The organism is Rhizobium sp. BK275, from assembly GCF_014193555.1.
Lineage (GTDB): Bacteria > Pseudomonadota > Alphaproteobacteria > Rhizobiales > Rhizobiaceae > Rhizobium.
Genome location: NZ_JACHZL010000003.1, coordinates 69,656 through 93,349, shown reverse-complemented (window position 1 = coordinate 93,349; position 23,694 = coordinate 69,656). Strand labels below are relative to the sequence as shown.

The 23,694-nt window shown below is 60.8% G+C and carries 22 protein-coding genes, 1 tRNA gene and 1 pseudogene; 14 read left to right on the top strand and 10 right to left on the bottom strand.

Translation table 11 applies throughout. The features are described from left to right. Window positions 1–85: 85 nt before the first annotated feature. The 5 genes from FHT82_RS10265 (at window position 86) to hflX (ending at window position 6,389) form a co-directional block, all read left to right on the top strand. Window positions 86–2,353, top strand: coding sequence for a PAS domain-containing sensor histidine kinase (locus FHT82_RS10265; protein WP_183729434.1), 2,268 nt, complete (start codon window positions 86–88; stop codon window positions 2,351–2,353). Further along, entirely contained in the window at window positions 2,343–3,707 is a 1,365-nt protein-coding gene (locus FHT82_RS10260; protein WP_183729431.1) for a sigma-54 dependent transcriptional regulator, read from the top strand. Before FHT82_RS10265 ends, FHT82_RS10260 begins: the two co-directional genes overlap by 11 nt. Window positions 3,708–3,767: 60 nt before the next feature. After that, window positions 3,768–4,631, top strand: a complete 864-nt coding sequence (locus FHT82_RS10255) for a D-amino-acid transaminase (protein ID WP_183729428.1) — start codon at window positions 3,768–3,770, stop codon at window positions 4,629–4,631. Between the two features lie 110 nt (window positions 4,632–4,741). Then, window positions 4,742–4,984, top strand: coding sequence for an RNA chaperone Hfq (gene hfq / locus FHT82_RS10250; protein WP_003539403.1), 243 nt, complete (start codon window positions 4,742–4,744; stop codon window positions 4,982–4,984). 79 nt (window positions 4,985–5,063) lie between these two features. Continuing rightward, complete coding sequence (gene hflX / locus FHT82_RS10245) at window positions 5,064–6,389, top strand: GTPase HflX (protein WP_183729425.1); 1,326 nt, start codon at window positions 5,064–5,066, stop codon at window positions 6,387–6,389. Window positions 6,390–6,405: 16 nt separating this feature from the next. Here hflX and mazG read toward each other — a convergent pair whose 3' ends face one another. Both mazG and FHT82_RS10235 read right to left on the bottom strand, forming a co-directional pair. After that, window positions 6,406–7,251, bottom strand: coding sequence for a nucleoside triphosphate pyrophosphohydrolase (mazG, locus tag FHT82_RS10240; protein WP_183729424.1), 846 nt, complete (start codon window positions 7,249–7,251; stop codon window positions 6,406–6,408). 5 nt (window positions 7,252–7,256) lie between these two features. Further along, entirely contained in the window at window positions 7,257–7,844 is a 588-nt protein-coding gene (locus FHT82_RS10235; protein WP_183729421.1) for a nucleoside deaminase, read from the bottom strand. A gap of 286 nt (window positions 7,845–8,130) precedes the next feature. Between FHT82_RS10235 and cysG the strand changes: the two genes are divergently transcribed. The 5 genes from cysG to FHT82_RS10210 are packed head-to-tail and all read left to right on the top strand — an operon-like array spanning window position 8,131 to window position 13,337. Further along, on the top strand, window positions 8,131–9,567 hold the full coding sequence (gene cysG / locus FHT82_RS10230) for a siroheme synthase CysG (protein WP_183729418.1): 1,437 nt from the start codon (window positions 8,131–8,133) through the stop codon (window positions 9,565–9,567). 1 nt (window position 9,568) lies between these two features. Next, entirely contained in the window at window positions 9,569–9,883 is a 315-nt protein-coding gene (locus FHT82_RS10225; protein WP_183729415.1) for a DUF2849 domain-containing protein, read from the top strand. 8 nt (window positions 9,884–9,891) lie between these two features. Beyond that, window positions 9,892–11,562, top strand: coding sequence for a nitrite/sulfite reductase (locus FHT82_RS10220; protein WP_183729413.1), 1,671 nt, complete (start codon window positions 9,892–9,894; stop codon window positions 11,560–11,562). Window positions 11,563–11,572: 10 nt separating this feature from the next. Next, the gene (locus tag FHT82_RS10215) at window positions 11,573–12,085 is read left to right on the top strand and encodes a DUF934 domain-containing protein (RefSeq protein ID WP_112704833.1); all 513 of its coding nucleotides are present in this window, start codon (window positions 11,573–11,575) and stop codon (window positions 12,083–12,085) included. Between the two features lie 40 nt (window positions 12,086–12,125). Next, on the top strand, window positions 12,126–13,337 hold the full coding sequence (locus FHT82_RS10210) for a UbiH/UbiF family hydroxylase (protein ID WP_183729411.1): 1,212 nt from the start codon (window positions 12,126–12,128) through the stop codon (window positions 13,335–13,337). Here FHT82_RS10210 and FHT82_RS10205 read toward each other — a convergent pair. The 3 genes and pseudogenes from FHT82_RS10205 to FHT82_RS10195 all read right to left on the bottom strand — a co-directional run. Next, window positions 13,317–13,427: pseudogene (locus tag FHT82_RS10205) on the bottom strand (AEC family transporter); the annotation flags it as partial. The gene FHT82_RS10210 and the pseudogene FHT82_RS10205 sit on opposite strands and share 21 nt — an antisense overlap. 79 nt (window positions 13,428–13,506) lie before the next feature. Next, entirely contained in the window at window positions 13,507–14,256 is a 750-nt protein-coding gene (locus FHT82_RS10200; protein ID WP_183729409.1) for a cytochrome c biogenesis CcdA family protein, read from the bottom strand. 239 nt (window positions 14,257–14,495) lie between these two features. Continuing rightward, window positions 14,496–14,654, bottom strand: coding sequence for a hypothetical protein (locus FHT82_RS10195; protein ID WP_183729407.1), 159 nt, complete (start codon window positions 14,652–14,654; stop codon window positions 14,496–14,498). A 174-nt stretch (window positions 14,655–14,828) separates the two neighbouring features. Between FHT82_RS10195 and FHT82_RS30320 the strand changes: the two genes are divergently transcribed. Further along, on the top strand, window positions 14,829–15,008 hold the full coding sequence (locus tag FHT82_RS30320; RefSeq protein ID WP_246698108.1) for a hypothetical protein: 180 nt from the start codon (window positions 14,829–14,831) through the stop codon (window positions 15,006–15,008). Window positions 15,009–15,094: 86 nt separating this feature from the next. Here FHT82_RS30320 and FHT82_RS10190 read toward each other — a convergent pair whose 3' ends face one another. The 5 genes from FHT82_RS10190 to FHT82_RS10170 all read right to left on the bottom strand — a co-directional run bounded on the left by FHT82_RS10190 (window position 15,095) and on the right by FHT82_RS10170 (window position 20,364). Further along, entirely contained in the window at window positions 15,095–15,370 is a 276-nt protein-coding gene (locus FHT82_RS10190) for a hypothetical protein (protein ID WP_183729405.1), read from the bottom strand. 180 nt (window positions 15,371–15,550) lie between these two features. Then, window positions 15,551–15,626 (bottom strand) — tRNA-Lys (locus tag FHT82_RS10185). A gap of 207 nt (window positions 15,627–15,833) precedes the next feature. Continuing rightward, complete coding sequence (locus tag FHT82_RS10180; RefSeq protein ID WP_183729403.1) at window positions 15,834–16,700, bottom strand: DMT family transporter; 867 nt, start codon at window positions 16,698–16,700, stop codon at window positions 15,834–15,836. 10 nt (window positions 16,701–16,710) lie between these two features. Further along, window positions 16,711–19,107 (bottom strand): PIG-L family deacetylase, encoded by a 2,397-nt coding sequence (locus FHT82_RS10175; protein ID WP_183729402.1) that lies wholly within the window; start codon window positions 19,105–19,107, stop codon window positions 16,711–16,713. A gap of 36 nt (window positions 19,108–19,143) precedes the next feature. Further along, on the bottom strand, window positions 19,144–20,364 hold the full coding sequence (locus tag FHT82_RS10170) for an ROK family protein (RefSeq protein ID WP_183729400.1): 1,221 nt from the start codon (window positions 20,362–20,364) through the stop codon (window positions 19,144–19,146). A 262-nt stretch (window positions 20,365–20,626) separates the two neighbouring features. Here FHT82_RS10170 and FHT82_RS10165 point away from each other — a divergent pair, with 262 nt between their 5' ends. From FHT82_RS10165 to FHT82_RS10155, 3 genes are all read left to right on the top strand, one after another. After that, window positions 20,627–21,883: an extracellular solute-binding protein gene (locus FHT82_RS10165; RefSeq protein ID WP_183729399.1), complete on the top strand. Its 1,257-nt coding sequence runs from the start codon at window positions 20,627–20,629 to the stop codon at window positions 21,881–21,883. An 84-nt stretch (window positions 21,884–21,967) separates the two neighbouring features. Beyond that, window positions 21,968–22,840: a sugar ABC transporter permease gene (locus tag FHT82_RS10160; RefSeq protein ID WP_348647604.1), complete on the top strand. Its 873-nt coding sequence runs from the start codon at window positions 21,968–21,970 to the stop codon at window positions 22,838–22,840. Further along, window positions 22,837–23,694 carry a carbohydrate ABC transporter permease gene (locus tag FHT82_RS10155; protein ID WP_183729395.1) on the top strand — a complete coding sequence of 286 codons (858 nt, stop codon included), beginning with the start codon at window positions 22,837–22,839 and terminating at the stop codon, window positions 23,692–23,694. The genes FHT82_RS10160 and FHT82_RS10155 overlap by 4 nt, the downstream gene beginning before the upstream one ends.

Below are 23,694 nucleotides of genomic sequence, written 5' to 3'. Positions count from 1 at the left end.
CGTTTGAACGCCGGTTTTTTTCGTAAACCGGCGCCATTTGGCTTCTCGTTGGGCGTGGCGGCAATGCCGTCCGAAGAGAGGCTGAATGGACGAAGAAGGGGTATCGCCGGAAACGGCGAACGAGGCGGTGACAACGGTGACCGACCGTCGTGCCCTGTTTGCCGTACCCGGTCTGGTGCTTGCCGGCGGCGCGTTGGTCTGCGCGACCGTCACGCTCTTCGTACTGCTCGGCGTGACGCCGATTGCCCCGACCTCGCACGTGGTCATCGGCTCCGTCGTCATCAATTCCTTTTTCGTCCTCGGTCTGATCGCGCTGATCGGTCGCGAAGTCGCGCGGCTTTTCAAGGCCCGCACGCGCGGCCGCGCCGCGGCCCGCCTGCATATTCGTATCGTCGTGCTCTTCTCGATCGTTGCGATCACGCCGGCGATCCTGGTGGCGATATTCGCCAGTATCACGCTGAATGCCGGCCTCGATCGCTGGTTTGCGCTGAGAACCCAGGCGATCGTCAGCTCATCCCGCAACATCGGTCAGGCCTACATGCTGGAAAACGCCAGCTATTTGCAGGGCCAGACAGTGTCGATGGCAAACGATCTGGAGCGCAACCGCGCGCTCTACAGTCTGGACAAGACCGGCTTCGGCGAGTTGATGACCCGTCAGGCAAGGGGCCGTGGCTTGCTCGGTGCCTTCCTCGTCGAGCGCGATGGCTCCGTTATCGTCCAGGCCGATATCAGCACGGAAAAGCCGCTGCCCGCCATCCCGCAGGATGCGCTGGAAAAGGCCGCCGCCGGCCAGCCGACGCTGATCCCGCCCGGCGTGACCAATCTTGTCGGCGCCATCATCAGGCTCGAGTCAATACCCGGAACCTTTCTCTATACGGTGCGCGCCGTCGACCCCAAAGTCATGAACGCCATGCGCATGATGGAGGAGAACGCCACCGAATACCGCTCGATGGAAGCCGGCCGCGTTTCGCTGCAGATCGCTTTTGCGGTACTCTATATCGGCTTTGCGCTGATCGTGCTGCTGGCGGCGATCTGGACCGCGATCGCGGTGGCCGACCGCATCGTTCGGCCGATCCGCCTGCTGATCACCGCTGCCGACAGCGTTGCATCCGGCAATATGGACATCGTCGTACCTGTCCATGCTGTCGATGGCGACGTCGCCAGCCTTTCGCGCACCTTTAACAAGATGATATCGGAAATCCGCACCCAACGCGACGAGATCCTTGAGGCCAAGGACGAGGTGGACGACCGTCGCCGCTTCATCGAGGCCGTGCTTTCCGGTGTCACCGCGGCTGTCATCGGTGTCGAACAGGACCGGCGCATCACCATCGTCAACAGTTCGGCCGAAACGCTGATGGCGCTGCACGTCGATGAATTGCTCGGCAAGCAGTTGTCGGAAGTCGCGCCCGAAGTGGACCAGGTTCTGACGGAAGCTGCCTCACGCTATCGCGGCGATTTCCGCAAGCAGATCGCGCTGGTGCGCGGCGGCACTGTGCGCACGCTCAGCGTTCAGGTGACCCGCGAGGAAGTGCGCGATCTCAGCGAATCCTATGTGATTACGCTCGATGACATCACCGATCTCGTCATCGCCCAGCGTTCCACCGCCTGGGGCGACGTTGCGCGCCGTATCGCCCATGAGATCAAGAATCCGCTGACGCCGATCCAGCTTTCGGCCGAGCGCATCCGCCGGCGTTATGGCAAGCAGATCGACGAGAACGATCGCGCCGTCTTCGACCAGTGCACGGATACGATCATCCGCCAGGTCGGCGATATCGGCCGTATGGTCGACGAATTTTCCGCCTTTGCACGCATGCCGAAGCCGACGAAGGAGCCGAGCGATCTGCGCGCCATCCTTCACGATGCGATCTTCCTGCGCGAGATGGGTAACAACCATATCTCCTTTCTGCAGGAACTCGGCGAAGAACGGCTGGAGGGCGCCTTCGACAGCCGCATGCTGGGTCAGGCCTTCGGCAATCTCATCAAGAACGCTGTGGAAGCGATCGAGGCCGTACCGAGCGAGGAACGCGAGGCGCGCAAGATCCTCGTCCGTGCCTCTCTGGACGAAGCGCGCGACCGCTTCACCGTCGATATAATCGACAATGGCCGCGGCCTGCCGGTCGAGAACCGTCACAGCATTCTGGAACCCTATATGACAATGCGCGAGAAGGGCACCGGCCTCGGCCTCGCCATCGTCAAGAAGATCATCGAGGAACATGGCGGGCAGCTTGAACTGCATGATGCGCCCGTCGATTTTGACCAGGGAAGAGGGGCCATGATCCGCGTGCATCTGCCACGCCGGGACGTGTCCACAACCCCGGCAGCCAGTGACAAGGAAAGCGTTTATGGCCTCTGATATTCTCGTCGTCGACGATGAGCATGACATCCGCGAGATCGTTGCCGGCATCCTGTCGGATGAGGGCCACGAAACTCGCATGGCGCATGACAGCGACAGCGCGCTGGCGGCAATTTCCGATCGCGTGCCGCGCCTTGTCTTCCTCGATATCTGGATGCAGGGCAGCAAGCTCGACGGTCTCTCGCTGCTGGACGAGATCAGAACGCGCCATCCCGAGCTCCCGGTCGTGATGATATCAGGCCACGGCAATATCGAGACGGCTGTCTCCGCCATCAAGCGCGGGGCCTTCGACTTCATCGAAAAGCCGTTCAAGGCCGACCGCCTGATCCTGATCGCTGAGAGGGCATTGGAAAATTCCAAGCTGAAGCGTGAAAACATCGAATTGAAGCGCCGCGCCGGCGATGCGCTGGAGCTGATCGGCACCTCGGTCGCCGTTTCGCAGCTGCGCCAGACGATCGAAAAGGTCGCGCCCACCAACAGCCGCATCATGATCTTCGGCGCATCCGGCTCCGGCAAGGAACTGGTGGCGCGCATGATCCATAAGAAGTCGACGCGCGCCAACGGCCCCTTCGTCGCGCTGAACGCGGCCAATATCACGCCCGACCGCATGGAAGTGGCGCTGTTCGGCACGGAGGGTGCACCGGGGCAGGCGCGCAAGATCGGCGCGTTGGAGGAGGCCCATCGCGGCATCCTCTATCTCGACGAAGTCGGCGAAATGCCGCGCGAGACGCAGAACAAGATCCTGCGCGTGCTGGTCGACCAGCAATTCGAGCGTGTCGGCGGCTCCAAGCGCGTGAAGGTCGATGTGCGCATCATTTCCTCGACCGCTTATAATCTGGAAAGCCGCATCGCCGAAGGCTGGTTCCGCGAGGATCTCTATCATCGCCTTGCCGTCGTGCCGGTGCGCGTACCGCAGCTCGCCGAGCGCCGCGAGGATATTCCGTTCCTCGTCGACCAGCTCATGCGCCAGATTTCCGAACAGGCGGGCATCCGGCCGCGCCGTATCGGTGATGACGCCATGGCCGTGCTGCAGGCTCATGACTGGCCGGGCAATATCCGCCAGCTCCGCAACAATATCGAGCGCTTGATGATCCTCGCGCGCACCGACGGTCCGGATACGCCGATCACCGCCGACATGCTGCCGACCGATCTTGGCGACATGCTGCCGAAGGTTTCGGCCAAGAACGACTACCACATCATGACGCTGCCGCTGCGCGAAGCCCGCGAAATGTTCGAGAAGGATTACCTGATCGCCCAGATCAACCGCTTCGGCGGCAACATTTCTCGCACCGCCGAATTCGTCGGCATGGAGCGCTCGGCGTTGCACCGCAAGCTGAAGTCGCTCGGCGTCTGATGTTTTTCCGGCGCGGGCTCGTGTCGCGCCGGTTCCCTCCTTTGCCTGAAGCAGGTTTCAATGCCAAGAATTGCCTATGTGAATGGACGCTATGTGCCGCATTCTAACGCCATGGTGCATGTGGAGGATCGTGGCTATCAGTTCGCCGATGGCGTCTATGAAGTTTGCGAGGTCCGCCACGGCCTGATCGTCGACCTGAGCCGGCACCTGAACCGGCTCGACCGTTCGCTCAGTGAACTGCGCATCGCCTGGCCGATGAGCCGTGCGGCTCTGACGCAGGTGATTCGCGAGACGCTGCGCCGCAACCATGTCCGCAACGGTCTCTTCTATCTGCAGGTGACGCGCGGCGTTGCCCGCCGCGACCATGTCTTCCCGGCTGAAGGCACGCCGCCATCGATCGTCGTAACTGCCAGGAGCACCGATCCGTCAATCATCGCCAAGAAGAATGCCACTGGCATCAAGGCGATCACCGTTCCCGACAATCGCTGGGACCGCGTCGACATCAAGTCGATCGGGCTGCTGTCGAATGCGCTTGCGCGCCAGCAGGCGAAGGAAGCCGGCGCACAGGAGGCGATCTATATCGATGCCGACGGCATGGTGAAGGAGGGGGCCGCGACCAATGTCTGGATCGTCGATGCCGACGGTACGCTGGTAACGCGGCCTGCCGAACATGGCATCCTGCGTGGCATCACCCGCACGACTCTGATCGATGTCGCGGCCAAACTGGGGGTTGATATCGTCGAGCGAAAGTTCTCCGTTTCGGAGATGATGGCCGCCCGCGAGGTCTTCATCACAGCGGCTACAAGCATTTGTTTTCCGGTGGTTTCCATTGACGGACAGGCGATTGCGAACGGTCATCCGGGAAGCCTGTCACAGAATATTCGGGAAGCCTTTTTCGACGTTGCGGAAAAGATTACGATTTGATACCAAGATTTGCTGGGCTGGAGGAATGAGGGTGCCACCTGCCTTGCTGGAGAGGTTGATTGATATTCTACCGGCTTGATCAGGCCGGCAATAAAGAAAGAAGCGGCGCGATGGCGGAACGTTCTCAGAATCTGCAGGACTTATTTCTCAATACTGTACGCAAGCAAAAGATTTCCCTGACAATCTTTCTGATTAACGGCGTGAAACTCACGGGTGTTGTCACTTCTTTTGACAATTTCTGTGTTCTGCTTCGCCGTGACGGCCATTCGCAACTCGTGTATAAACACGCGATCTCGACTATTATGCCTGGTCAGCCAATGCAGATGTTCGAGAGCGAAGAAGCAGCGTCCTAAACCAAGGCCAGCCGTCATTTCGACACGCGATACAAAGAATGATTCCATCATCCCTGAGGCCGCCAAGCACAGGGATGATATGCGCGCGACTGTCGTCGTGCCGGTGTTGAAGTCGCGCTCGCGCGGCGGTCAGACTGAGTCGGCTTCGACTCGCACTCCCGAAAGCCGTCTCGACGAAGCGACGGGTCTCGCCCAGGCGATCGACCTCAATGTCGTCAACGCATCGATCGTCTCCGTCAACGATCCGCGTCCGGCAACGCTTCTCGGCACGGGCAAGATCGAGGAAATCAAGCACCTGCTGGACGAGCGTGATTCCGGCTTGGTCATTGTCGATCATCCGCTGACGCCTGTGCAGCAGCGTAATCTGGAAAAGGAATGGAACGCCAAGGTCATCGACCGGACGGGCTTGATCCTCGAAATCTTCGGCCGCCGCGCCTCCACGAAGGAAGGCACGCTGCAGGTCGATCTTGCGCATCTGAACTACCAGAAGGGCCGGTTGGTTCGAAGCTGGACCCACCTTGAGCGCCAGCGCGGCGGTGGCGGTTTCATGGGTGGTCCGGGTGAAACCCAGATCGAAGCCGACCGCCGTCTGCTGCAGGATCGCATCATTAAGCTCGAACGTGAACTGGAGCAGGTCGTGCGCACCCGCCAGCTTCACCGAGCCAAGCGTAGGAAGGTGCCGCATCCGATCGTGGCGCTCGTCGGTTATACCAACGCCGGCAAATCGACGCTCTTCAATCGCATCACCGGGGCAGGGGTTCTCGCCGAAGACATGCTCTTCGCGACGCTCGACCCGACGCTGCGCCGCATGAAGCTGCCGCACGGCCGCACCGTTATCCTCTCTGATACCGTCGGTTTCATCTCCGACCTGCCGACCCATCTGGTCGCCGCTTTCCGCGCGACGCTGGAAGAAGTGCTGGAGGCCGATCTCATTCTGCATGTCCGCGATATGTCCGATGTGGACAATCAGGCCCAGAGCGCCGACGTGCTGCGTATCCTCAACGACCTTGGCATCGACGAGGCCGAAGGCCAGCGCCGCATCCTCGAGGTCTGGAACAAGATCGACCGGCTGGAGCCCGAAGCCCATGACGCCATGGTGCAGAAGGCTTCCACCATGCAAAATGTCATCGCCGTTTCCGCCATCAGCGGTGAGGGCGTGGACAGGCTGATGGACGAGATCAGCCGCCGTCTGTCCGGCGTCATGACGGAAACGACGATCACGCTGCCCGTCGACAAGCTGGCGCTGCTGCCCTGGCTCTACGACCACGCCGTCGTCGATAGCCGCGAGGACAATGAGGATGGTTCGGTGACGCTGGAACTCCGGCTATCGGAGACCGAGGCCGCCGAGCTTGAGCGCCGGATCGGCCATGGCCAGAAGCCGGCAAAAGAAGACTGGGAACGGTAATCGTGTTGGGCGGAGCTCACTCCGCGCCAGCAACGACAGCCCGCTCGATCGCCTTCGCCGCTTGCCAGATCTCTTCCATCCGCTCCAGGCTGGCTGCCTCCAGGCTCTCGCCTCCTGCATCAAGAACCGTCTCGATATGATTGAATCGGCGTCTGAATTTCGTATTCGTTCCGCGCAGTGCCTGTTCCGGATCGGCCTTCACGTGTCGCCCGATATTGACCATCGCGAAGATCAGGTCGCCAAGTTCATCGCTGACCTTTGATTTATCGCCCTCACGCATCGCAACCCGCAGCTCGTCGACCTCTTCTTCGATCTTGTCGAGGATCGGTTCGGGCGCCGACCAGTCGAAGCCGACCTTGGCGGCGCGCTCCTGAAGTTTGAGCGCTTCGGTCAGCGCCGGGAAGCTGCGCTGGACGGAGCCAAGGAAGCCGGCCTTGAAATCTTCAGTGATGCCGCGCCGCGCCCGGCGTTCCGCGCGCTCGCGTTTTTCCGCCTGCTTGATCTCGTCCCACTGCTTCTTCACGGCATCGGGCGTATCCGCATCCGAGCGAGCAAAGACATGCGGATGCCGGCGGATCATCTTGCGGGTGATCGCTTCCACCACATCGCCGAAGGAAAACTCGCCGGCTTCTTCGGCCATGCGCGCATGAAAGACCACCTGCAGCAGCAGGTCGCCAAGCTCGTTGCAGAGATCGTCCATATCCTTGCGCTCGATCGCATCTGCAACCTCATAGGCTTCTTCGAGCGTATAGGGCTTAATGCTCTCGAAGTTCTGCTCGATGTCCCAGGGGCAGCCGGTACGAGGATTGCGCAGTGCTGCCATGATCTCGATCAGGCGCGAAATGTCTTTCGAAGGTTCCATGGTCCTCAGCTCAGCGGAATGTCGTTGGCGCTCTTGGTGGCCTGATAGGTGTCGGAGAGGGCGGCGTAGCGTGATTTGATCCGCACTGTCTGCGCCTTGAGGTCAGCCTTCAGCTGATCATCCTCTGTCTCGACGAGATCGGCGATCGCAAAGCTCTTCCAGAAGGCGTTTTGCCGCCTATAGCCGCCAGGCTCGAGCCCGAAGACTTCCTTCAGGATCTTCAGATCGTGCGGAATCGCAAAGCTGTCGCGCGAATCCTCGTGGCTGAAGAAATAATAGAAATTATCGAAGCCGGCCCAGGTGATCGCCGACATGCACATGGTGCAGGGTTCGTGTGTGGAGAGAAAGATCAGGTCCTTCGTCGTCGGCTTGTCGTTGAGCTCGTAGAAGCGTTTCAGCGTGTGCACTTCGCCGTGCCAGAGCGGATTTTCGAGCTCGTTGTTGGTTTCGGCGAGGATGAGCGACAGATCGGACTTGCGCAGGATCGCCGCCCCGAACACCTTGTTGCCGGAGGCGACGCCGAGCTCCGTCATCGGTAGGATATTGTCTTCCATGACCTGCAGGAGGCGGTTTGCGATTGTCTTTTCCGGCATGAAATTCTCCTGTTTCACCCATCCTATCGCCCCGCGGAATGAAGCGGAATGCATAAGTCCGGCGCCGGGGACTTTGCCACAGGCTTTATCGCTTCGTCCTTTGGCATCGGACACAAAGCTGCGACAACTGCTCAAGATATGTGCTTTTTGCGCCGCACGGGTCAGTTTTCTCAAATCATTGATCAACCGGGTAAAAGAATACGCGACTGGCCGGCCTTTGGAATTCTGTTTCTTCATTCGCCTGTCCGGAGAATGCATATTCGGGCAACTTCGAAGTGGATTGAGAATGCCTCCCAGGACTGAACAGCTTTCGGTATTTCCCGCCTTCTTTCGCGTGGAAGGTCGGACTGCGGCCGTATTCGGCAATGGCGACGAAGCCTTCGCCAAGGTTCGCCTGCTCTTGAACACGCAGGTGCGTATTATCGCGCATGCCGATCGCCCAGAGGCCGATTACCACGCCTTCCTGATTGCCAATCGTATCGAGACCGTCCGCGAAGCCTTCGCGCCTGAGCAGGTTGAAGGTGCCGTTCTGGTATTCGCCGCGACTGGCGAAGCCGAGCAGGATCGCCGGATCGTCGAAGCAGCCCGCGCGGCGAAAATCCCGGCCAATGCCGTCGACCAGCCCGAATACTGCGATTTTTACACGCCGGCTCTCGTCAATCGCGCGCCTGTCGCCGTCGCGATCGGCACGGAAGGCGCAGGTCCCGTACTCGCGCAGATGATCCGGGCTCAGATCGACCAGCTTCTCTCGCCATCTCTCGGGCGCCTCGCAGCGCTTGCAACCAGCTATCGCAAGACGGTCGAGCATCTCGTCCCGCGCGGCGTTTCCCGCCGCATCTTCTGGCGTCGTTTCTTTTCCGGCCCGGTTGCAGATGCCGTTGCCAACGGCAATCTCCCGCAGGCTCGCCGTTCTGCCAATGGCTTGCTGCGGTCGCTCGATCGCGTCGAAGGCCATGTCTGGCTTGTCGGCGCCGGCCCCGGTGCTGAGGACCTTCTTACCTTGCGCGCCCAGCGCGTGATGATGGAGGCCGATGTGATTGTCTATGACGCACTCGTGCCGCAGGCGATCGTCGATATGGGCCGCCGCGATGCCGAGCGTCTTTCGGTCGGCAAGCGCAAGGGCTGCCATTCGAAGTCCCAGGAAGAGATCAATGATCTCCTGGTCGATCTCGGCCGTCAGGGCAAGCGCGTCGTGCGCCTGAAAAGCGGCGATCCGCTGGTCTATGGCCGGGCAGGGGAAGAGATGGCCGCTTTGCGCGCCGCCGGCATCTCCTATGAGATCGTGCCGGGCATCACTTCCGCCTTTGCCGCCGCTGCCGATTTCGAGCTGCCGCTGACCCTGCGCGGCATTGCCTCTTCGCTGGTCTTCACGACCGGGCATGATCTGACCGGCGACGTTCTGCCGGACTGGGCAAGCCTTGCCGTGTCGGGCGCCACGATCGCCGTCTATATGGGCCGCACGGTCGCAGCCTCCGTTGCCGAGCGGTTGATGCAGGCCGGTATCCCCGCAGAGACCACCGTTGCCGTGATCGAGAATGCCAGCCGCGCAGATCGTCGCCTGTTGCATGGAACCTTACGTGATCTTCCGGACCTGCAGCATCGCGACGAGTTGACGGGACCGGTCATGGTCATTATCGGCGATGCGGTCGCAGGCGCCAATTTCGAACTGTCCGAACCATTGGTGCGCGAACGCATCCGGTTCGATGAACTTGCAAGGAGCTGACATGGTAGACAAGGTTCTGACCGCCAACCGCCTGACGGACGGCATTGCCGTCTGGCTGAACGCCAATGGCGAGTGGGTGACCTCGTTGCAGGAAGCGCTTGTCGCTCGCCATGCCGAAGCCGTCGCGGCACTCGAGGAGATCGGTAAGAAATCCTATGCTGACAACCTGGTCGTCGACGTTGCCGTTGTCGAGGTTCAGGAAACCAATGGCCAGCTCTGGCCGCTGCGTCTGCGCGAGCGCATTCGCGCCCAGGGGCCGACCATGGAATATGCGCCGGGCTACAAGCCGGCTGATCCAGAATTCATTGCAGTCTGAGGAAGACGATGTACCGTTACGACGAATTTGACCATGCCTTTGTCGCCGAGCGCGTCGAGCAGTTTCGCGATCAGGTCCAGCGCCGCCTTTCCGGCGAGCTGGCCGAGGACGCATTCAAGCCGCTGCGCCTGATGAACGGTGTCTACCTGCAGCTTCACGCCTATATGCTGCGCATCGCCATTCCCTATGGCACCCTGAGCTCGCGTCAGATGCGCATGCTCGCCCATATCGCCCGCACCTATGACCGCGGCTATGGCCACTTCACCACACGCCAGAACCTGCAGTTCAACTGGCCGAAGCTATCCGAAATACCTGATGCGCTTGCCGACCTCGCGAGCGTCGAGATGCACGCCCTCCAGACCTCGGGCAACTGCATCAGAAACGTGACAGCCGATCACTTCGCCGGCGCCGCCGCCGATGAGATCGCCGATCCGCGCCCTTACGCCGAAATCCTGCGCCAATGGTCGTCGGTCCATCCGGAATTCTCCTTCCTGCCGCGCAAGTTTAAGATTGCTGTGACCGGTGCCGAGCGCGACCGCGCCGCCATTCAGGTCCATGATATCGGCCTGCACCTGAAGAAGAATGACAAAGGCGAGATCGGTTTCGCCGTCTATGTCGGCGGCGGTCAAGGCCGCACGCCGATGGTCGCCAAGCTGATCCGCGACTTCCTGCCGGAAGAAGATCTTCTGTCCTACACGACCGCCGTCATGCGCGTTTATAACCTGCATGGTCGCCGCGACAACAAGTACAAGGCCCGCATCAAGATCCTCGTCCATGAAACCGGTGCCGAAGAGCTTGCCCGTCAGGTCGAGGTCGAATTCGCTCAGTTGAAGGACAGCGAACTGAAACTGCCGGAAAAAGACGTGCAGGCAATCACCGCCTACTTCGCGCCGCCGGCCCTGCCGGAACGTGCCGAGGGCTGGGAAAACCTTGCCCGCTGGAAGAAAGCCGATCCGGCTTTCGCACGCTGGGTCCAGCAGAATGTCCAGCCGCACAAGAACCCCGACTACGGCATGGTGACGATTTCGCTGAAGCCGATCGGTGGCATTCCGGGTGATGCTTCGGACTCGCAGATGGATGCGATCGCCGATATCGCCGAGGAATATGCCTTCGACGAAATCCGCGTCAGTCATGAGCAGAACCTCATCCTGCCGCATGTCGCGCTCGCCGACCTCGAAGCCGTCTATCGCGGTCTCGTCGCGATTAATCTGGCGGAAGCCAATGCCGGCCTGATCACCGATATCATTGCCTGTCCGGGGCTGGACTATTGCGCGCTCGCCAATGCGCGCTCCATTCCGCTCGCCCAGGAAATCTCCCGCCGCTTCGGCGACGCGGCCCGTCAGGCCGAGATCGGCGAGTTGAAGATCAAGATCTCCGGCTGCATCAATGCCTGCGGCCACCACCATGTCGGCCACATCGGCCTGCTAGGCGTCGAGAAGAAGGGTGCTGAACTCTACCAGATCACGCTGGGCGGTTCCGGTGACGAACATACGTCGATCGGCGAAATCATCGGCCGCGGCTTCGAGCCGGACAAGGTGACGGATGCGATCGAGACGATCGTCGATACCTATCTCGGCCTGCGCCTCGATCCATCAGAGATATTCCTTGCCACTTATCGCCGTGTTGGTCCGCAGCCCTTCAAGGATGCGCTCTACGGCTCGGCTGCGGAAGCGGCATAAGGAGGGGATGATGACGAAGATCTGGAGAGAAACCGGTTTTGTCGAAAACGATCCCTGGGTGATCGAGACCGACGAGGTGAAGGCAACGGGTGATCAGAAGCCGCTTCTGACGCTCGATGAGCTGATTGCCAAGGCCGATGAGAGCAACGATGTCGGCTTCGGCGTGCTGATCAAGCCGGCCGACGATGTGCTGAAGCTTGAGCCTTATCTCTATCGCCTGGAGATCGTGGCTGTCGCATTTCCGGCCTTCAACGATGGTCGTGCTTTCAGCCACGCTTCGCTTCTGCGCCAGCGCCTCGGTTACACCAACGAGCTGCGTGCTGTCGGCGATGTGCTGATCGACCAGGTGCCGCTGATGCTGCGTGTCGGCATCGACAGTTTCGCCGTCACCAACGAGACGGCGATCCGCCGTCTGTCGGAAAAGCGCCTGCCGTCCATTCCGCATCATTATCAGCCGGCGGTGCGTGACGCCGAAGCCGGCAAGGGCTATAGTTGGCGCCGTCAGGCAAAGCCGGCCGCCTGAGGCTGCCGGTTTGCCGTCTTTTTGATGACGGAACGATAGCATGAGCAAATTCGAAGTGGCGGTGATCGGTGGCGGTCTCGCCGGCATGATCGCCGCAGTCGCCTTGGCGCGCGGCGGTCGCAATGTGGCACTGGTCGCCCCTCCATCTCCCAAGGAAGATCGCCGCACCACCGCATTAATGGATCAGTCGATTCGCTTCCTGGATCGGCTCACCCTCTGGGAAAAGCTTCGCCCGGCAGCGGCTCCGCTCGCCAGTATGCGCATCATCGACGGCACGAATCGCCTGCTGCGTGCCCCGACCACGAGCTTCCGTTCCGCCGAGGTAGGGCTGGAAGCTTTCGGCTACAACTTTCCGAACAAGGCGTTGATGGACGTGCTTGAGGCTGCGGTCGCCGCCGAGGGCAATATCACGCGTTTCACCGTCATGGCCGAAACGATCGGCATCGCTTCGGAAGCGGTGACGATCAAGCTTTCGGACGGCGAAGAAATCAGCGCTGATTTCGTCATCGGTGCCGATGGCCGCAAATCGAAGCTGCGGGAAACCGCCGGCATCGATGTGCGTACCTGGTCCTATCCGCAATCGGCCATGGTGCTGAATTTCGCCCATACGCTGCCGCACCAGAATATCTCCACGGAGTTCCACACGGAGCACGGTCCCTTCACGCAGGTTCCGCTGCCGGGCAACCGCTCCAGCCTTGTCTGGGTCCAGAACCCTTCCGATGCCACAGCCCGCATTGAGCTGTCGCTGGCCGAACTCGGCAATGTCGTGGAAGAGCGAATGCAATCCATCCTCGGCAAGGTCACTGTGGAGGAGGGCGTGCAGATCTGGCCGCTGTCTGGCATGATGGCGCATCGCTTCGGCAAGGGCCGCATCGCGCTGATCGGCGAGGCCGCCCATGTTTTTCCGCCCATTGGCGCGCAGGGCCTCAACCTTAGCCTACGCGATATCATGGCGTTGACCGATCTTCTGTGCGCGCGCGCCGAATTGCCTATTCCCTCGGATGCTGGCAGCCGCTTTGATCGTAAGCGCCGTGTCGATATCATGACGCGAACGGCAAGCGTCGATCTCCTGAATCGTTCGCTGTTGTCCGATTTCCTGCCGGTACAGATGCTGCGCGCCGCAGGCTTGCACATCCTGTCGGCCATCCCGCCGCTGCGCAACATCGTCATGCGCGAAGGCATCGAGCCGGGACGCGGCTTTCGCGATATTCCCGATGCGATCAAGGAACACTTAAAGCGGAAGAAAGCCTGATCTTGTTACAATCAGGCCGAACGAGACCGTCACCACTGATAGCACCGTGGTGATCAGGATCGTCGCCGAGGCCCGTTCCTGCCAGCCGCCTATCGCTGGCCGATGACGGATGATATCGGCCGACGACTTTTCCAGTGGGGCATTTTGCGGGGCAGGGCGAGACTTCCGCTTAGCCGATTTGCATCAGGATCGGAAAGGTCTGCTGGAACCAGATCGCCACATTGCTGACCCAGCCGAGGAGGAAGGCGAGACCGGTCAGCACGAGGAAGATGCCCATGATCTTCTCCACCGTGCCGAGGTACCGGCGGAAACGCGACAGGAAGCGCATGAACGCCCCGGAAAAGCCAGCCGCGATCCAGAAGGGTACGGCAAGGCCGAGCGAATAGACGGCAAGCAGCCCGGCGCCGGAACCGACCGTATCACGCGACGCGGCGACACCGAGGATCGCCCCGAGCACCGGCCCGATGCAGGGCGTCCAGCCGAATGCGAAGGCAAGTCCCATGATGTAAGCGCCCGTCAGCGTCGCCGGCTTGCCGCTGCTCTGGAAGCGAGCTTCCCGCGACAGGAGGCCTATTCGGAAAAGCCCGAGAAAATTCAGCCCCATGACGATGATGATGAGGCCACCGATCTTGGCGAGCAGATCGAGGTGCTGGCGCAGCACCATGCCGATCGTCGAGGCGCCGGCGCCGAGCGCCACGAAGACAGTCGCAAAGCCAAGCGTGAAGAAAAGCGCCGAGAAAAGCACGCCGCGCCGCACATCTGGGGCTGCGGCAACCGTACCGCCGCCGCGGAACTGCTCGACGGAAATGCCCGCCATATAACAGAGATAGGGCGGTACGAGTGGAAGCACGCAGGGCGACAGGAAGGAAAGCGCTCCGGCAAGCAGTGCGCTCCAAAGGGAAATATCGGCGATCGACACGCATTCTCTCCGGCAGCAATTGAGCGCTGTTCCTACCGCCGCAGCAGGGCGATTGCCAATCACCTTTTTGCGCTGATCGGAGCTGGCCCGCGGACCCGTGCGTTCCGAAGCGGGACAGAGCATGTGGATATTAACCGCGCATAAACCACGACAGGCACTGTGAATGGATCGACTCACGCGCTCTCGCTGGTATGGCCGGGCATTTGCGGACACCCCACTGCAAATGCCGGGAGGTCCGGCTAGGTAAGCGAGAGGCCGATGCCGGGTCTCTCGCTGCTCGTCCGGGCCTGTTGCTGGCGCGCCGATGCGTTTGCGACCGAAAGCGCCTGGATGGCGGACTGGATCGAATCGCGGAGATCGCTGACGAAGTTCTGCTGGATGTTTATACGCTTCTGCATCGCCACGATGGCTAATAGACTGCTCCGATGCCTGGACGTTCGATTCCAGGTAAATGATAGTCACAGGAGCCAGCGCCGTGGAAATGGGCTGTAAGCCTTTCCGGTATAAAGCCCATTCAGTTGCGGTGACTGCGTGATAGATTGCCGCCAGAGAATCCACGAGGAGAAGCATTGATGAGCAGATTTCGGGCATTTGTGGCAGTCGGAGCGCTGATTGGCATTTCGGTGTTGACGGCATGCGCAACTCCCCCGAATTCCTACGGGTCCGCATCAGGCTACGTGCCAGGAGATTCGTTGAACAGAGCATGCCAGGATGGTTTCAGGCCGAGAGACGGGCGTTCCTGCAGCTATTGATGGTGATAGGAGGGGACATCGAGCTGCCAGTATTGCGGCGAGCAACTTGAAATTCGTCTTGCTCATCTGCGCCTGGCAGCATCCCGTCAATGCAGTTGCGGCTCGTCCTCATCCTCATCGAGAAAGCTTTGCACGCCATCTCGTTCTGCGGTGGCCAGGAATTCTTCCCAAGCGTCCAGGTCCGTGGCGAATTTGTCTTCCCAGCTGGTCACGACTTCGGTTTGCGAGATGACTTCGAGGGTCCAGTCTCCGTTGGTGCCTGCCGGCCGAAATATATCGACGAGTACGGTTACTCCACCGTCTTCGAACTCGCCGGAAAAATCAGAGTGCTCAAGCTTCGGTTCTCTAGTCTTTTTCGCCATTTCAATCTCCAGCACCGAAAGGCGCATCATTCTCATAAAGGCAACGACACTGAACGTCTCGCATTCTCGGACGTCGATCGCCGGACTGGCGGATCAGGCTGACGCCTGGGTTCTCCGCGTGCCAACCTTACGTCGATTCGCAAATCGTTATCTCTACTTCGGTGAAAAGAAAGGCAGTTATGGTGAGAGCGATGGGGCTCGAACCCATGACCTACTGATTAAAAGTCAGTTGCTCTACCAGCTGAGCTACGCTCTCCCTCTCCGCGGGTGCGAAGCACCCCGGCTGGAAGTGCGCGGAACATAGGCAGCTGACCTATCGCGGTCAACCGAAAAATCTTCCTATTCATTGTATTGGGCACATTTCTTGCCCGCCACCATTTTTCAAAACCGGCATTGCCCGGCCATCACGATCGAACGCGGGGGATATGGGACCCGTTCATCAGTAAATGTGGTCGACGCTATGTTAATTCTTCCGCCGCTCCAGAAAGGTGATTGCCTGCAGTGTGGCGATGATGACGACGATGCCGATAAGCGTGCGAAGATCGGGCACCTCATTGAAGAAGAAGTATCCGCTCGCAGTCGCAAAGACGATCGACAGATAACCAAACGGGGCAAGCAGGCTGGCGCTGGCAATCTGATAGGCGCGCAGGAAGCAGAATTGCCCAAGTTGTGCCAGAAGGCCGATGCCGAGCAGGGCGGGCCAGTCCTCGCTGCGTACCGGTTGCCAGACGAAGAGCGCGGGAAGGACGGTGATGACGGTCAGACCCGCCGTGTAGAAGACCATCATGACTGTCGTATTTTCGTTATGCAGCATCCGCGTCTGGATTGTCGCCAGCGCCCCAAAGATGATGGAGAGCAGCACCGCCACCAACCCTATATTCCAGGCGAATGTATCCGGCGCCAGCATGATCAGCACGCCGACAAAGGCAAGCACCGCGCCGATCCACCGCCAGCGGCTGACCTTTTCGCCGAGCATGGCGACAGCCATCAGCATCGAGACGAGCGGCCGGGTGAAACCCAGCGCATTGACCAGTACCAGCGGCAGCATAGTAAGCGCGACGAAATTGCTGGTCAGCGCCACAGCGTTGCAGCTGATACGCATGACGTTGCGCAACGGATCTCTGGAATTGGCAAGCTGCCGGCGATGGCGCCAGATCAACGGCAGGATAAGCACGAGCCCGATCAGCGCACGAATGAAGACGAGCTGGATAGCCGGATAGGATGCGCCCTGCATCTTCACGAACACCGTCATGCCCGTCACCAGCGTCGTATCGGAAAGCAGCCAGACGATGCCGAAACTGCTGTCCCTGGCTGCTGTAAAGCCATCCATTTCGCTCGCCTCAGGCGGGCTGGACGAGGTTGGCGATCAGCCGGAAGGCGCCGGGCACGAGTTTGTCGAGCTGGTGATGCAGCACGAGGCTCGTATGCGTATGCCGGCCCTTGCCGATTTCGGCTGATATCAGCGCGCCCTTGAGCGGCTGCTCTTCGGGGTCGTGGATCGCAACGAGCGGCACATAGGCATCGTCCCAGCGGGAGGCGAAATAGAGGCCGCGCTCCTTGTCCCAGCCATCCCAGTCGGCGGAGGTGATCTTGTTCGGCCCCTGCAGCAACGGGTGTGCGGGCTCCAGCACGGTGACGTCAGCCGTCGGATCGGTCACGCGCCAGCGGAGGGAGGGAGAGCCGACTTCGATCCGCTTTGGCGGCGTGGCATCAGGCTGCCAGCCGTCGCTTGGGCGGTGATAGAGCGTCAGCAGATGGCCGCCCTCTTCGACAAAGCAATGCAGGCGGGCCGTCGCGGCCGCCAGATCCTTACGCATGCCGAAGGCGAAGATGCCGATGACGATGGTCGTGAAGCGGGAGAGATCGCCTGACAGAGCCTGTGCGTCAAGCTCCGTGACATCGAGCCCCATGCGATCAAGCCAGAGGCCGACGCGATCCGCGCCGCCGCCGACATAGCCGATTTTCGCGCCATCAGGCAGTTTAAGATCGAGCGCCAGAACCCGCAGCCGCTCCGGCTCACGGAAACTCGTGCGGCCGATATGCGGATAGGCGATCGGCGAGATGCGCATGGCCGGCTGACCATCCACAAGCGGCGCGATGGCGAGGAGGCCGGGTGTTATAGCGGCAGGAGGCGAAAGCTTGAGAGCGCCGTTGTCTTCCTTGACGGTCCAGCCGGCCGGAGCGGAAAAGCCGATACGCCCCGCGGAAGCAGCTTTGATCGTCAGTTCCTGCCTGTTGCCATCTACGGGAAGGATGAACGCGTTGGGCTGGAGGCTCAGCGAATGTTGCGGCGCGACGGTAAGCGGCTCTTCGAGATCGACCGTCACCTTTACTGAACGGCCGCCGATCCGAGCCCTGACTTCGACGGAAGCATTGCCGTTGCCGCCAAGGCTCGACCATGTCGGCAGGTATTGCCGGGTGAGAGGGGCATCGGCCGTCGATCTCAGTTCGTAGACGATCGATAGCGGCGAGGTTTCCTTCAGACTGGCCGAGACGCCCTCGGGCAATCTTAGATCCGCATCGGATACCGCAGTGCCGGCATTGCCGCTGAGATGGAGCGTCAGTTTGCTGGTCGCGCCAGGCGAAAGTTCGGCAGGTTCGGCAACGGCCCGGACGAAGACCTGCTCGGCCTCGCACAATGCCGCCTCGATTTCCACAAGCTTGCGTCGCAGACGATGGCCGTGCGCATCGAGGAATGCTTCGGGCGCATCGGCAAGCGCTCTTTCAACTTCGGCTGCCGCTTTCAGCAGCGCATCCACAATGGCGGATCGTTCCGGGAAGCGCTCGATCGCCTTGCCGATCGCGCCATCTGCCCGCATCAGCGCATCGACGACCGTTTGCGGCAGCTCCGTCTCCCGTGCAAGATCAGCCAGCGTCGAGGGAAGCGAATCGAGAATGGAGGTCTCCGCAACGGAGCCTTCGGCGCTGAGTTTCAGGTGCAGCGGCCATTCATTGTCGCCGATATCATGCCAGCGGCCCATGCCCTGTGAGGCATGGTAATAACGCGACCATTCGCCGATGTGGGCGTAGCTGACGCCGCTGACAGGTTCGAGGCCCAAGGCTTCGAGCGGCAGCGTCGTGGCCGGCGGCGGCACTTCGTCGTCATAGGTATCGCCGCCGCCTGACCATGCGGGCAGGTAGAATTTTGCCACCTGCCACGGCGCCAGCCCTTCGTCGAGATGTTCCGGAAAGGCGGAGGCGTCGGCCGCAAGGCTTATTGCGGTTTCCGCCGCCCGCGTCATGGCGCGATGATGTCCATGCTGCCCCGGTACGTCGAGGAAGGTCGGAAGTACGATATCGGGACGCTCCGCGCGGTAGGCCCGCACCAGCCGCTCGACGATGCGCTTTTCGCCCCAGCGGTCGAACGTCCGGTCGCCATTCTTGGAGAAGCCGAAATCATGGATCGGATCTTCAGGACCATGGCCGAGCCAGTGGATATTGGCGTCGAGTTCGCGCGCCGCTTCCTCCATCTCGCGGCTGCGCACAATGCCGAGCGCGCCGAGCCGTTCAGGCCCGAGCGAATTCTGCCCGCCTTCACCGCGTGTCGAGCAGGCGACGACGACGCGCATGCCGAGACCGAGACGCAGATAGGCGAGCAGGCCGTTGTGCTCGTCGTCGGGATGGGCGCCGGTATTCATCATGGTGACGGTCGAGGTCAGGCGCGACAGCGCCCGATGCAGACGCGTGAGCGGGAGGCTCCGCTTCTGTCTTTCAATACGGTCTCGATCGGTCAGCATGGTTCCTCCCTTGGGGCAGACGGGCGGCGCGCTTTCTTAGGCTGCGTTATCGGCGGCGGCGGTCGGTGAAATATCGAGTTTGGGGGTGACGGCTTCAAAGAGCGGCAAGGCGGCAGCGCCGAGTGCCGCCGTCAGCTGTCCCGTCTGGCCGCGGATGACGCGCGGAAGCGCGCGCGTGCGCCGGCTGGCAACGGAAACCGGAAGCGTCTGCATCGCCGCGACGATCTCGTCGATGACCGCATCGGGCAGTGCACCGCCAAGGATCACGGTCTCCGGATCGAGAACGTTTTCCAGCATCGCCACCATCGGCGAAAGATAGTCCGCAGTCTCAGCGATCCATTCCTTCACGACGGGATTGCCTTCCCGGTGCAGCACTTCGATCGCCGCAAAATCGGCATTCTCATAACCGGCCTCGGCGAGCTTTTCCTTCAGTGCATGTAGAGAGGCGTAACGCTCCAGGCAGCCGCGTTGGCCGCAGGGGCAGGGTTTTCCGCGCGGGGCAACGACAACGTGGCCGATTTCACCGGCGTTGCCGAAAGCGCCACGGAAAGGCGCACCGTCATGGATGAGGCCAAGACCGACGCCGACGCCGAAATAGATCATGCAGAAACTGGAGATGGTCCGGCCCGCACCGAACAGCCGCTCGCCGACAGCTGCAGCATTCGCATCGTTTTCGACGATGACGGTCTCGCCACTGGCTTCGCTCAGCACCGCAGCCGGATTGATGCTGCTCCAGCCGGGCAGGGTAGTCGGGCCGACCGAGCTCATGCCCTCGATTTCGAAGGGGCCAGGCATGACGACACCAATGCCGAGAAGTTTTGATGGGAAGCGCTTGTGGACCTTCTTCACCTCGCCGGCAAAGAGCGGAACGATATGCTCCGGGCTCGTATTCTCCACAGGCATAATGGTCTCGGAGCGCACCTTGCCGGAGAGATCCAGCACCGTCGTCACCATATGGTCGGCGGCGATTTCGACGCCGATGGTAACGGCACCATCAGGATTGACGGCAAACTGGATCGGCGGCTGCCCACGGCCGGAGCGTAGCCGGCCAATTTCCATCAGCAACTGCTCGCTGACGAGCTCGTCGACGATATTGGCAACGGCCTGCGCGGTCAGATGCGTGAGCTTGGCAATATGCATGCGGCCGAGCGAGCCATGCATGCGCACGACATCGAGAACGACACGACGGTTATGGTCGCGGCTGCGCTCGGGGTTCTTGCCCATCGCGATCTGCTGCTTGCCGGATTGCCGTGTCATCTCTCCGCCCTCGTCTCTGCCGATATGGATAGCGCCGATATCATGAAAGGAGCAATAGAATAATTAAACTAAATTATCTTATTGACAAAACCTTCCGTCCGAACCAGCCTGAAAAGGTCGCACTGCGATGCCGAGGAAGGAGGAGCCTCAGTTCCATCTTCCCGAGCCAATCAAATCGGGGCGCCGGCGAAATCGCGGGATGTCCTGGGGAACCAGATGAGCGCGAGCGGCATGAAGGCCGGCTCGGCAATGGAGGGATAATATGCGTCGCGGAATCTTATTTGCCGGCCTGTTTGCAGGCATCAGCATGGTTGCGGTCAACAGCGCCCAGGCGGTGGAAATCGAATATTGGCAGTATGTCTACGATACGCGCGTCAAGGCGATGGATCAGCTGATCGCCAATTTCGAGAAAGCCAATCCCGATATTACCGTCAAGCAGACGACCTTCCCCTATGCCGACTACCAGACGCGTGTCGTAGCGGCCAATCTCGCTGGCAACGGTCCCGATGTGATGCAGCTCTTCTACGGCTGGCTCGACCAGTTCATCGCCGGCGGCCTGTTGCAGCCCCTGCCATCAGACGCTTTCCCGCATGACCAGATCGAGAAGGACTTCTTTCCGATCGTGAGCGCCATGAAGCGCGGCGACGATTATTACGGCCTGCCGACCGCCGTCCGCTCGCTGGCGCTCTTCTACAACAAGAAGCTCTTCCAGGAAGCTGGCCTCGACCCGAGCAAGCCGCCGCAGACCATCGATGAATTCGTGGCTGCCGCCGAAAAGACGGTCAAGCGCGATGCCGCCGGCAACATTGCCGTCGAAGGCACGACGCTCGATATGGGCGGCCAGGATCACCAGTGGTGGCGCGAAGTGCTGATCCGCCAGTTCGGCGGCGAGCCCTATACATCAGATTATTCCAAGGTCACCTACAATAGCGATGCCGGCCTGAAGGCGCTGAAATTCTACACCAGCCTGCAGACCGAAAAGAAGGTCGGCCAGGCTGGCTTCATGGACGAAGGCCAGGCCGCCTTCCGCGGCGGCAAGGCGGCAATGACCATAGACGGCACCTTCCGTCTCGGCTCCTTCGGCAGCATCAAGGATTTCGAATGGGGCGTCACCGAACTTCCGGCTAACGCAGATGGCCTGCGCTCCAACTATGCGAGCTATTTCGCCAACGGTATCGGTGCCAAGGTCTCCGGCGAAAAGCTGGAGGCCTCCAAGAAGTTCCTCGCCTACGTGACCTCGCCGGAGGCCATGAAGATCTGGCTTGGTACGGTCGGCGAGTTGCCGGCTCGCCGCGAAGCCGCTCTGACAGACGAAAACCTCAAGAACCCGATCTATGCGCCGTTCCTGAAGGCGCTCGCCTATTCGCACACCTCGCTCTTCGTGGACGAAGCCGGCCAGCGCCAGAATGCCATCGATATGGTCAACCGCGTTCTCCTCGAAGGTCAGTCGCCCGAAGATTCCATTGCTCAGGCCGCAACCGCCGAGCAGGAAATCATCGACAACGCCAAGAACAAATAAGGGACGGCCATGAGCTCCGCACCCGCGAATACGGAAGGGGCGGCTATCGGCCGTCCCGCCGGATCGTTGTGGGATCGGCTGACGATGCGCCAGAAGCGCCTCGTCCGGGTCTGGGCATTCCTGGCCCTGCCGATCCTGTTTTACTGCGTGATCCGCTTTTATCCGACACTGCAGGCCTTCTACCTGTCCTTCACCAATTGGAACCTGATGAAGCCGCCCAAATTCATCGGCGTCGCCAATTATGTGAAGCTCTATAACGACCCGCAGTTCTGGAAGGTTTTTCGCAACACTTTCACCTATCTGATTATCGGCACGCCGATCAGTCTCGTGGTCGCTTTCGTCGTGGCCTTTTTCCTGGATCGTGTGCGCTTTCTGCACGGGCTGATCCGCGCGCTCTATTTCCTGCCATTCCTGACGACGGCCGCCGCGATGGCCTGGGTGTGGCGCTGGTTCTACCAGCCGGCCCCGATCGGCGTCATCAATGATGTGCTCGGCATGGTCGGCCTGCCGCAGCAGCAGTTCATCCGCTCCGTCGATCAGGCGTTGCCATCGATCATGGTCACGGCCATCTGGGCCGGGCTCGGCTTCCAGATCATCATCTTCATGGCCGGTTTGCGCGCCATTCCGAACACCTTCTACGAGGCTGCGAAGATCGATGGTCTCGGCGAATGGCCGATCCTGTGGAAGATCACGCTGCCGCTCCTGAAACCGACGACCGTCTTCCTCGTCGTTTTCTCGTCGATCGGCTTCCTCCGCATCTTCGACCAGGTCTACAACATGACGACGAACGATCCCGGCGGCCCGCTCGGATCGACCAAGCCTCTGGTTCTCATGATCTATCAGACGGCCTTTTCATCCTACAACATGGGGTATGCGGCGGCGCAGACCGTGGTGCTTTTCGCCATTCTCCTCTGTGTCTCCCTGCTGCAGCTCTGGATCCTGAGGGAACGTAAATGAGCGCCGTGACGACCGCTACCGCGGCACCGCTGCCGAAAGCCAATATCCGCCCCGGTGCGATCATCACCTGGACGCTGCTGTTCATTGGCGGCCTCATCATGGTCTCGCCGCTGCTGTTCATGTTCTCGACCTCGCTGAAAACGGCAGGCCAGGTCTACGACCTACGCCTCATCCCGGCCGAGCCGACGCTGCGGAACTATATCACGGTTCTCTCCGACGGCCGCTTCATGCGCTGGTTCCTGAACTCGACGATCGTTGCCTGCACAGTGACGCTCTCGAATGTCTTCTTCGACAGCCTCGTCGGCTACACGCTCGCCAAGTTCGAGTTCCGGGGCCGCTACCTGATCTTCCTCGCGATCCTCTCGACCTTGATGATCCCGACGGAAATGCTCGTCATCCCCTGGTATCTGATGTCGGCCCAGCTCGGCTGGCTCGACAGCTACTGGGGCATCATGTTCCCAGGCATGATGACGGCCTTCGGCACCTTCCTGATGAAGCAGTTTTTCGAGACGGTCCCGAACGATTTTCTGGAGGCTGCCCGCATCGACGGCCTGAACGAATTCCAGATCTGGTGGAAAGTGGCGATGCCGCTTGTCACCCCGGCGCTCTCGGCACTTGCCATCTTCACCTTCCTCGGCAACTGGACGGCTTTCTTCTGGCCGCTGATCGTCACCACCAGCCGCGAACTCTACACGCTGCCGGTCGGCCTCTCGAGCTTTGCCGTCGAGCAATCCATTCAATGGGAAATGATCATGACCGGTGCAGCCCTCGCGACATTGCCGACGCTGCTCGTCTTCCTGGTGCTGCAGCGCTACATCGTACGCGGCGTCATGCTGGCCGGTCTGAAGGGATAG

Bases quoted from the DNA above. Each gene is read 5' to 3' on its own strand.
- FHT82_RS10265 (WP_183729434.1), top strand. From the start codon at position 86: ATGGACGAAGAAGGGGTATCGCCGGAAACGGCGAACGAGGCGGTGACA.
- FHT82_RS10260 (WP_183729431.1), top strand. From the start codon at position 2,343: ATGGCCTCTGATATTCTCGTCGTCGACGATGAGCATGACATCCGCGAG.
- FHT82_RS10255 (WP_183729428.1), top strand. From the start codon at position 3,768: ATGCCAAGAATTGCCTATGTGAATGGACGCTATGTGCCGCATTCTAAC.
- hfq (WP_003539403.1), top strand. From the start codon at position 4,742: ATGGCGGAACGTTCTCAGAATCTGCAGGACTTATTTCTCAATACTGTA.
- hflX (WP_183729425.1), top strand. From the start codon at position 5,064: ATGCGCGCGACTGTCGTCGTGCCGGTGTTGAAGTCGCGCTCGCGCGGC.
- mazG (WP_183729424.1), bottom strand. From the start codon at position 7,251: ATGGAACCTTCGAAAGACATTTCGCGCCTGATCGAGATCATGGCAGCA.
- FHT82_RS10235 (WP_183729421.1), bottom strand. From the start codon at position 7,844: ATGCCGGAAAAGACAATCGCAAACCGCCTCCTGCAGGTCATGGAAGAC.
- cysG (WP_183729418.1), top strand. From the start codon at position 8,131: ATGCCTCCCAGGACTGAACAGCTTTCGGTATTTCCCGCCTTCTTTCGC.
- FHT82_RS10225 (WP_183729415.1), top strand. From the start codon at position 9,569: ATGGTAGACAAGGTTCTGACCGCCAACCGCCTGACGGACGGCATTGCC.
- FHT82_RS10220 (WP_183729413.1), top strand. From the start codon at position 9,892: ATGTACCGTTACGACGAATTTGACCATGCCTTTGTCGCCGAGCGCGTC.
- FHT82_RS10215 (WP_112704833.1), top strand. From the start codon at position 11,573: ATGACGAAGATCTGGAGAGAAACCGGTTTTGTCGAAAACGATCCCTGG.
- FHT82_RS10210 (WP_183729411.1), top strand. From the start codon at position 12,126: ATGAGCAAATTCGAAGTGGCGGTGATCGGTGGCGGTCTCGCCGGCATG.
- FHT82_RS10195 (WP_183729407.1), bottom strand. From the start codon at position 14,654: ATGCAGAAGCGTATAAACATCCAGCAGAACTTCGTCAGCGATCTCCGC.
- FHT82_RS30320 (WP_246698108.1), top strand. From the start codon at position 14,829: ATGAGCAGATTTCGGGCATTTGTGGCAGTCGGAGCGCTGATTGGCATT.
- FHT82_RS10190 (WP_183729405.1), bottom strand. From the start codon at position 15,370: ATGGCGAAAAAGACTAGAGAACCGAAGCTTGAGCACTCTGATTTTTCC.
- FHT82_RS10180 (WP_183729403.1), bottom strand. From the start codon at position 16,700: ATGGATGGCTTTACAGCAGCCAGGGACAGCAGTTTCGGCATCGTCTGG.
- FHT82_RS10175 (WP_183729402.1), bottom strand. From the start codon at position 19,107: ATGCTGACCGATCGAGACCGTATTGAAAGACAGAAGCGGAGCCTCCCG.
- FHT82_RS10170 (WP_183729400.1), bottom strand. From the start codon at position 20,364: ATGACACGGCAATCCGGCAAGCAGCAGATCGCGATGGGCAAGAACCCC.
- FHT82_RS10165 (WP_183729399.1), top strand. From the start codon at position 20,627: ATGCGTCGCGGAATCTTATTTGCCGGCCTGTTTGCAGGCATCAGCATG.
- FHT82_RS10160 (WP_348647604.1), top strand. From the start codon at position 21,968: ATGCGCCAGAAGCGCCTCGTCCGGGTCTGGGCATTCCTGGCCCTGCCG.
- FHT82_RS10155 (WP_183729395.1), top strand. From the start codon at position 22,837: ATGAGCGCCGTGACGACCGCTACCGCGGCACCGCTGCCGAAAGCCAAT.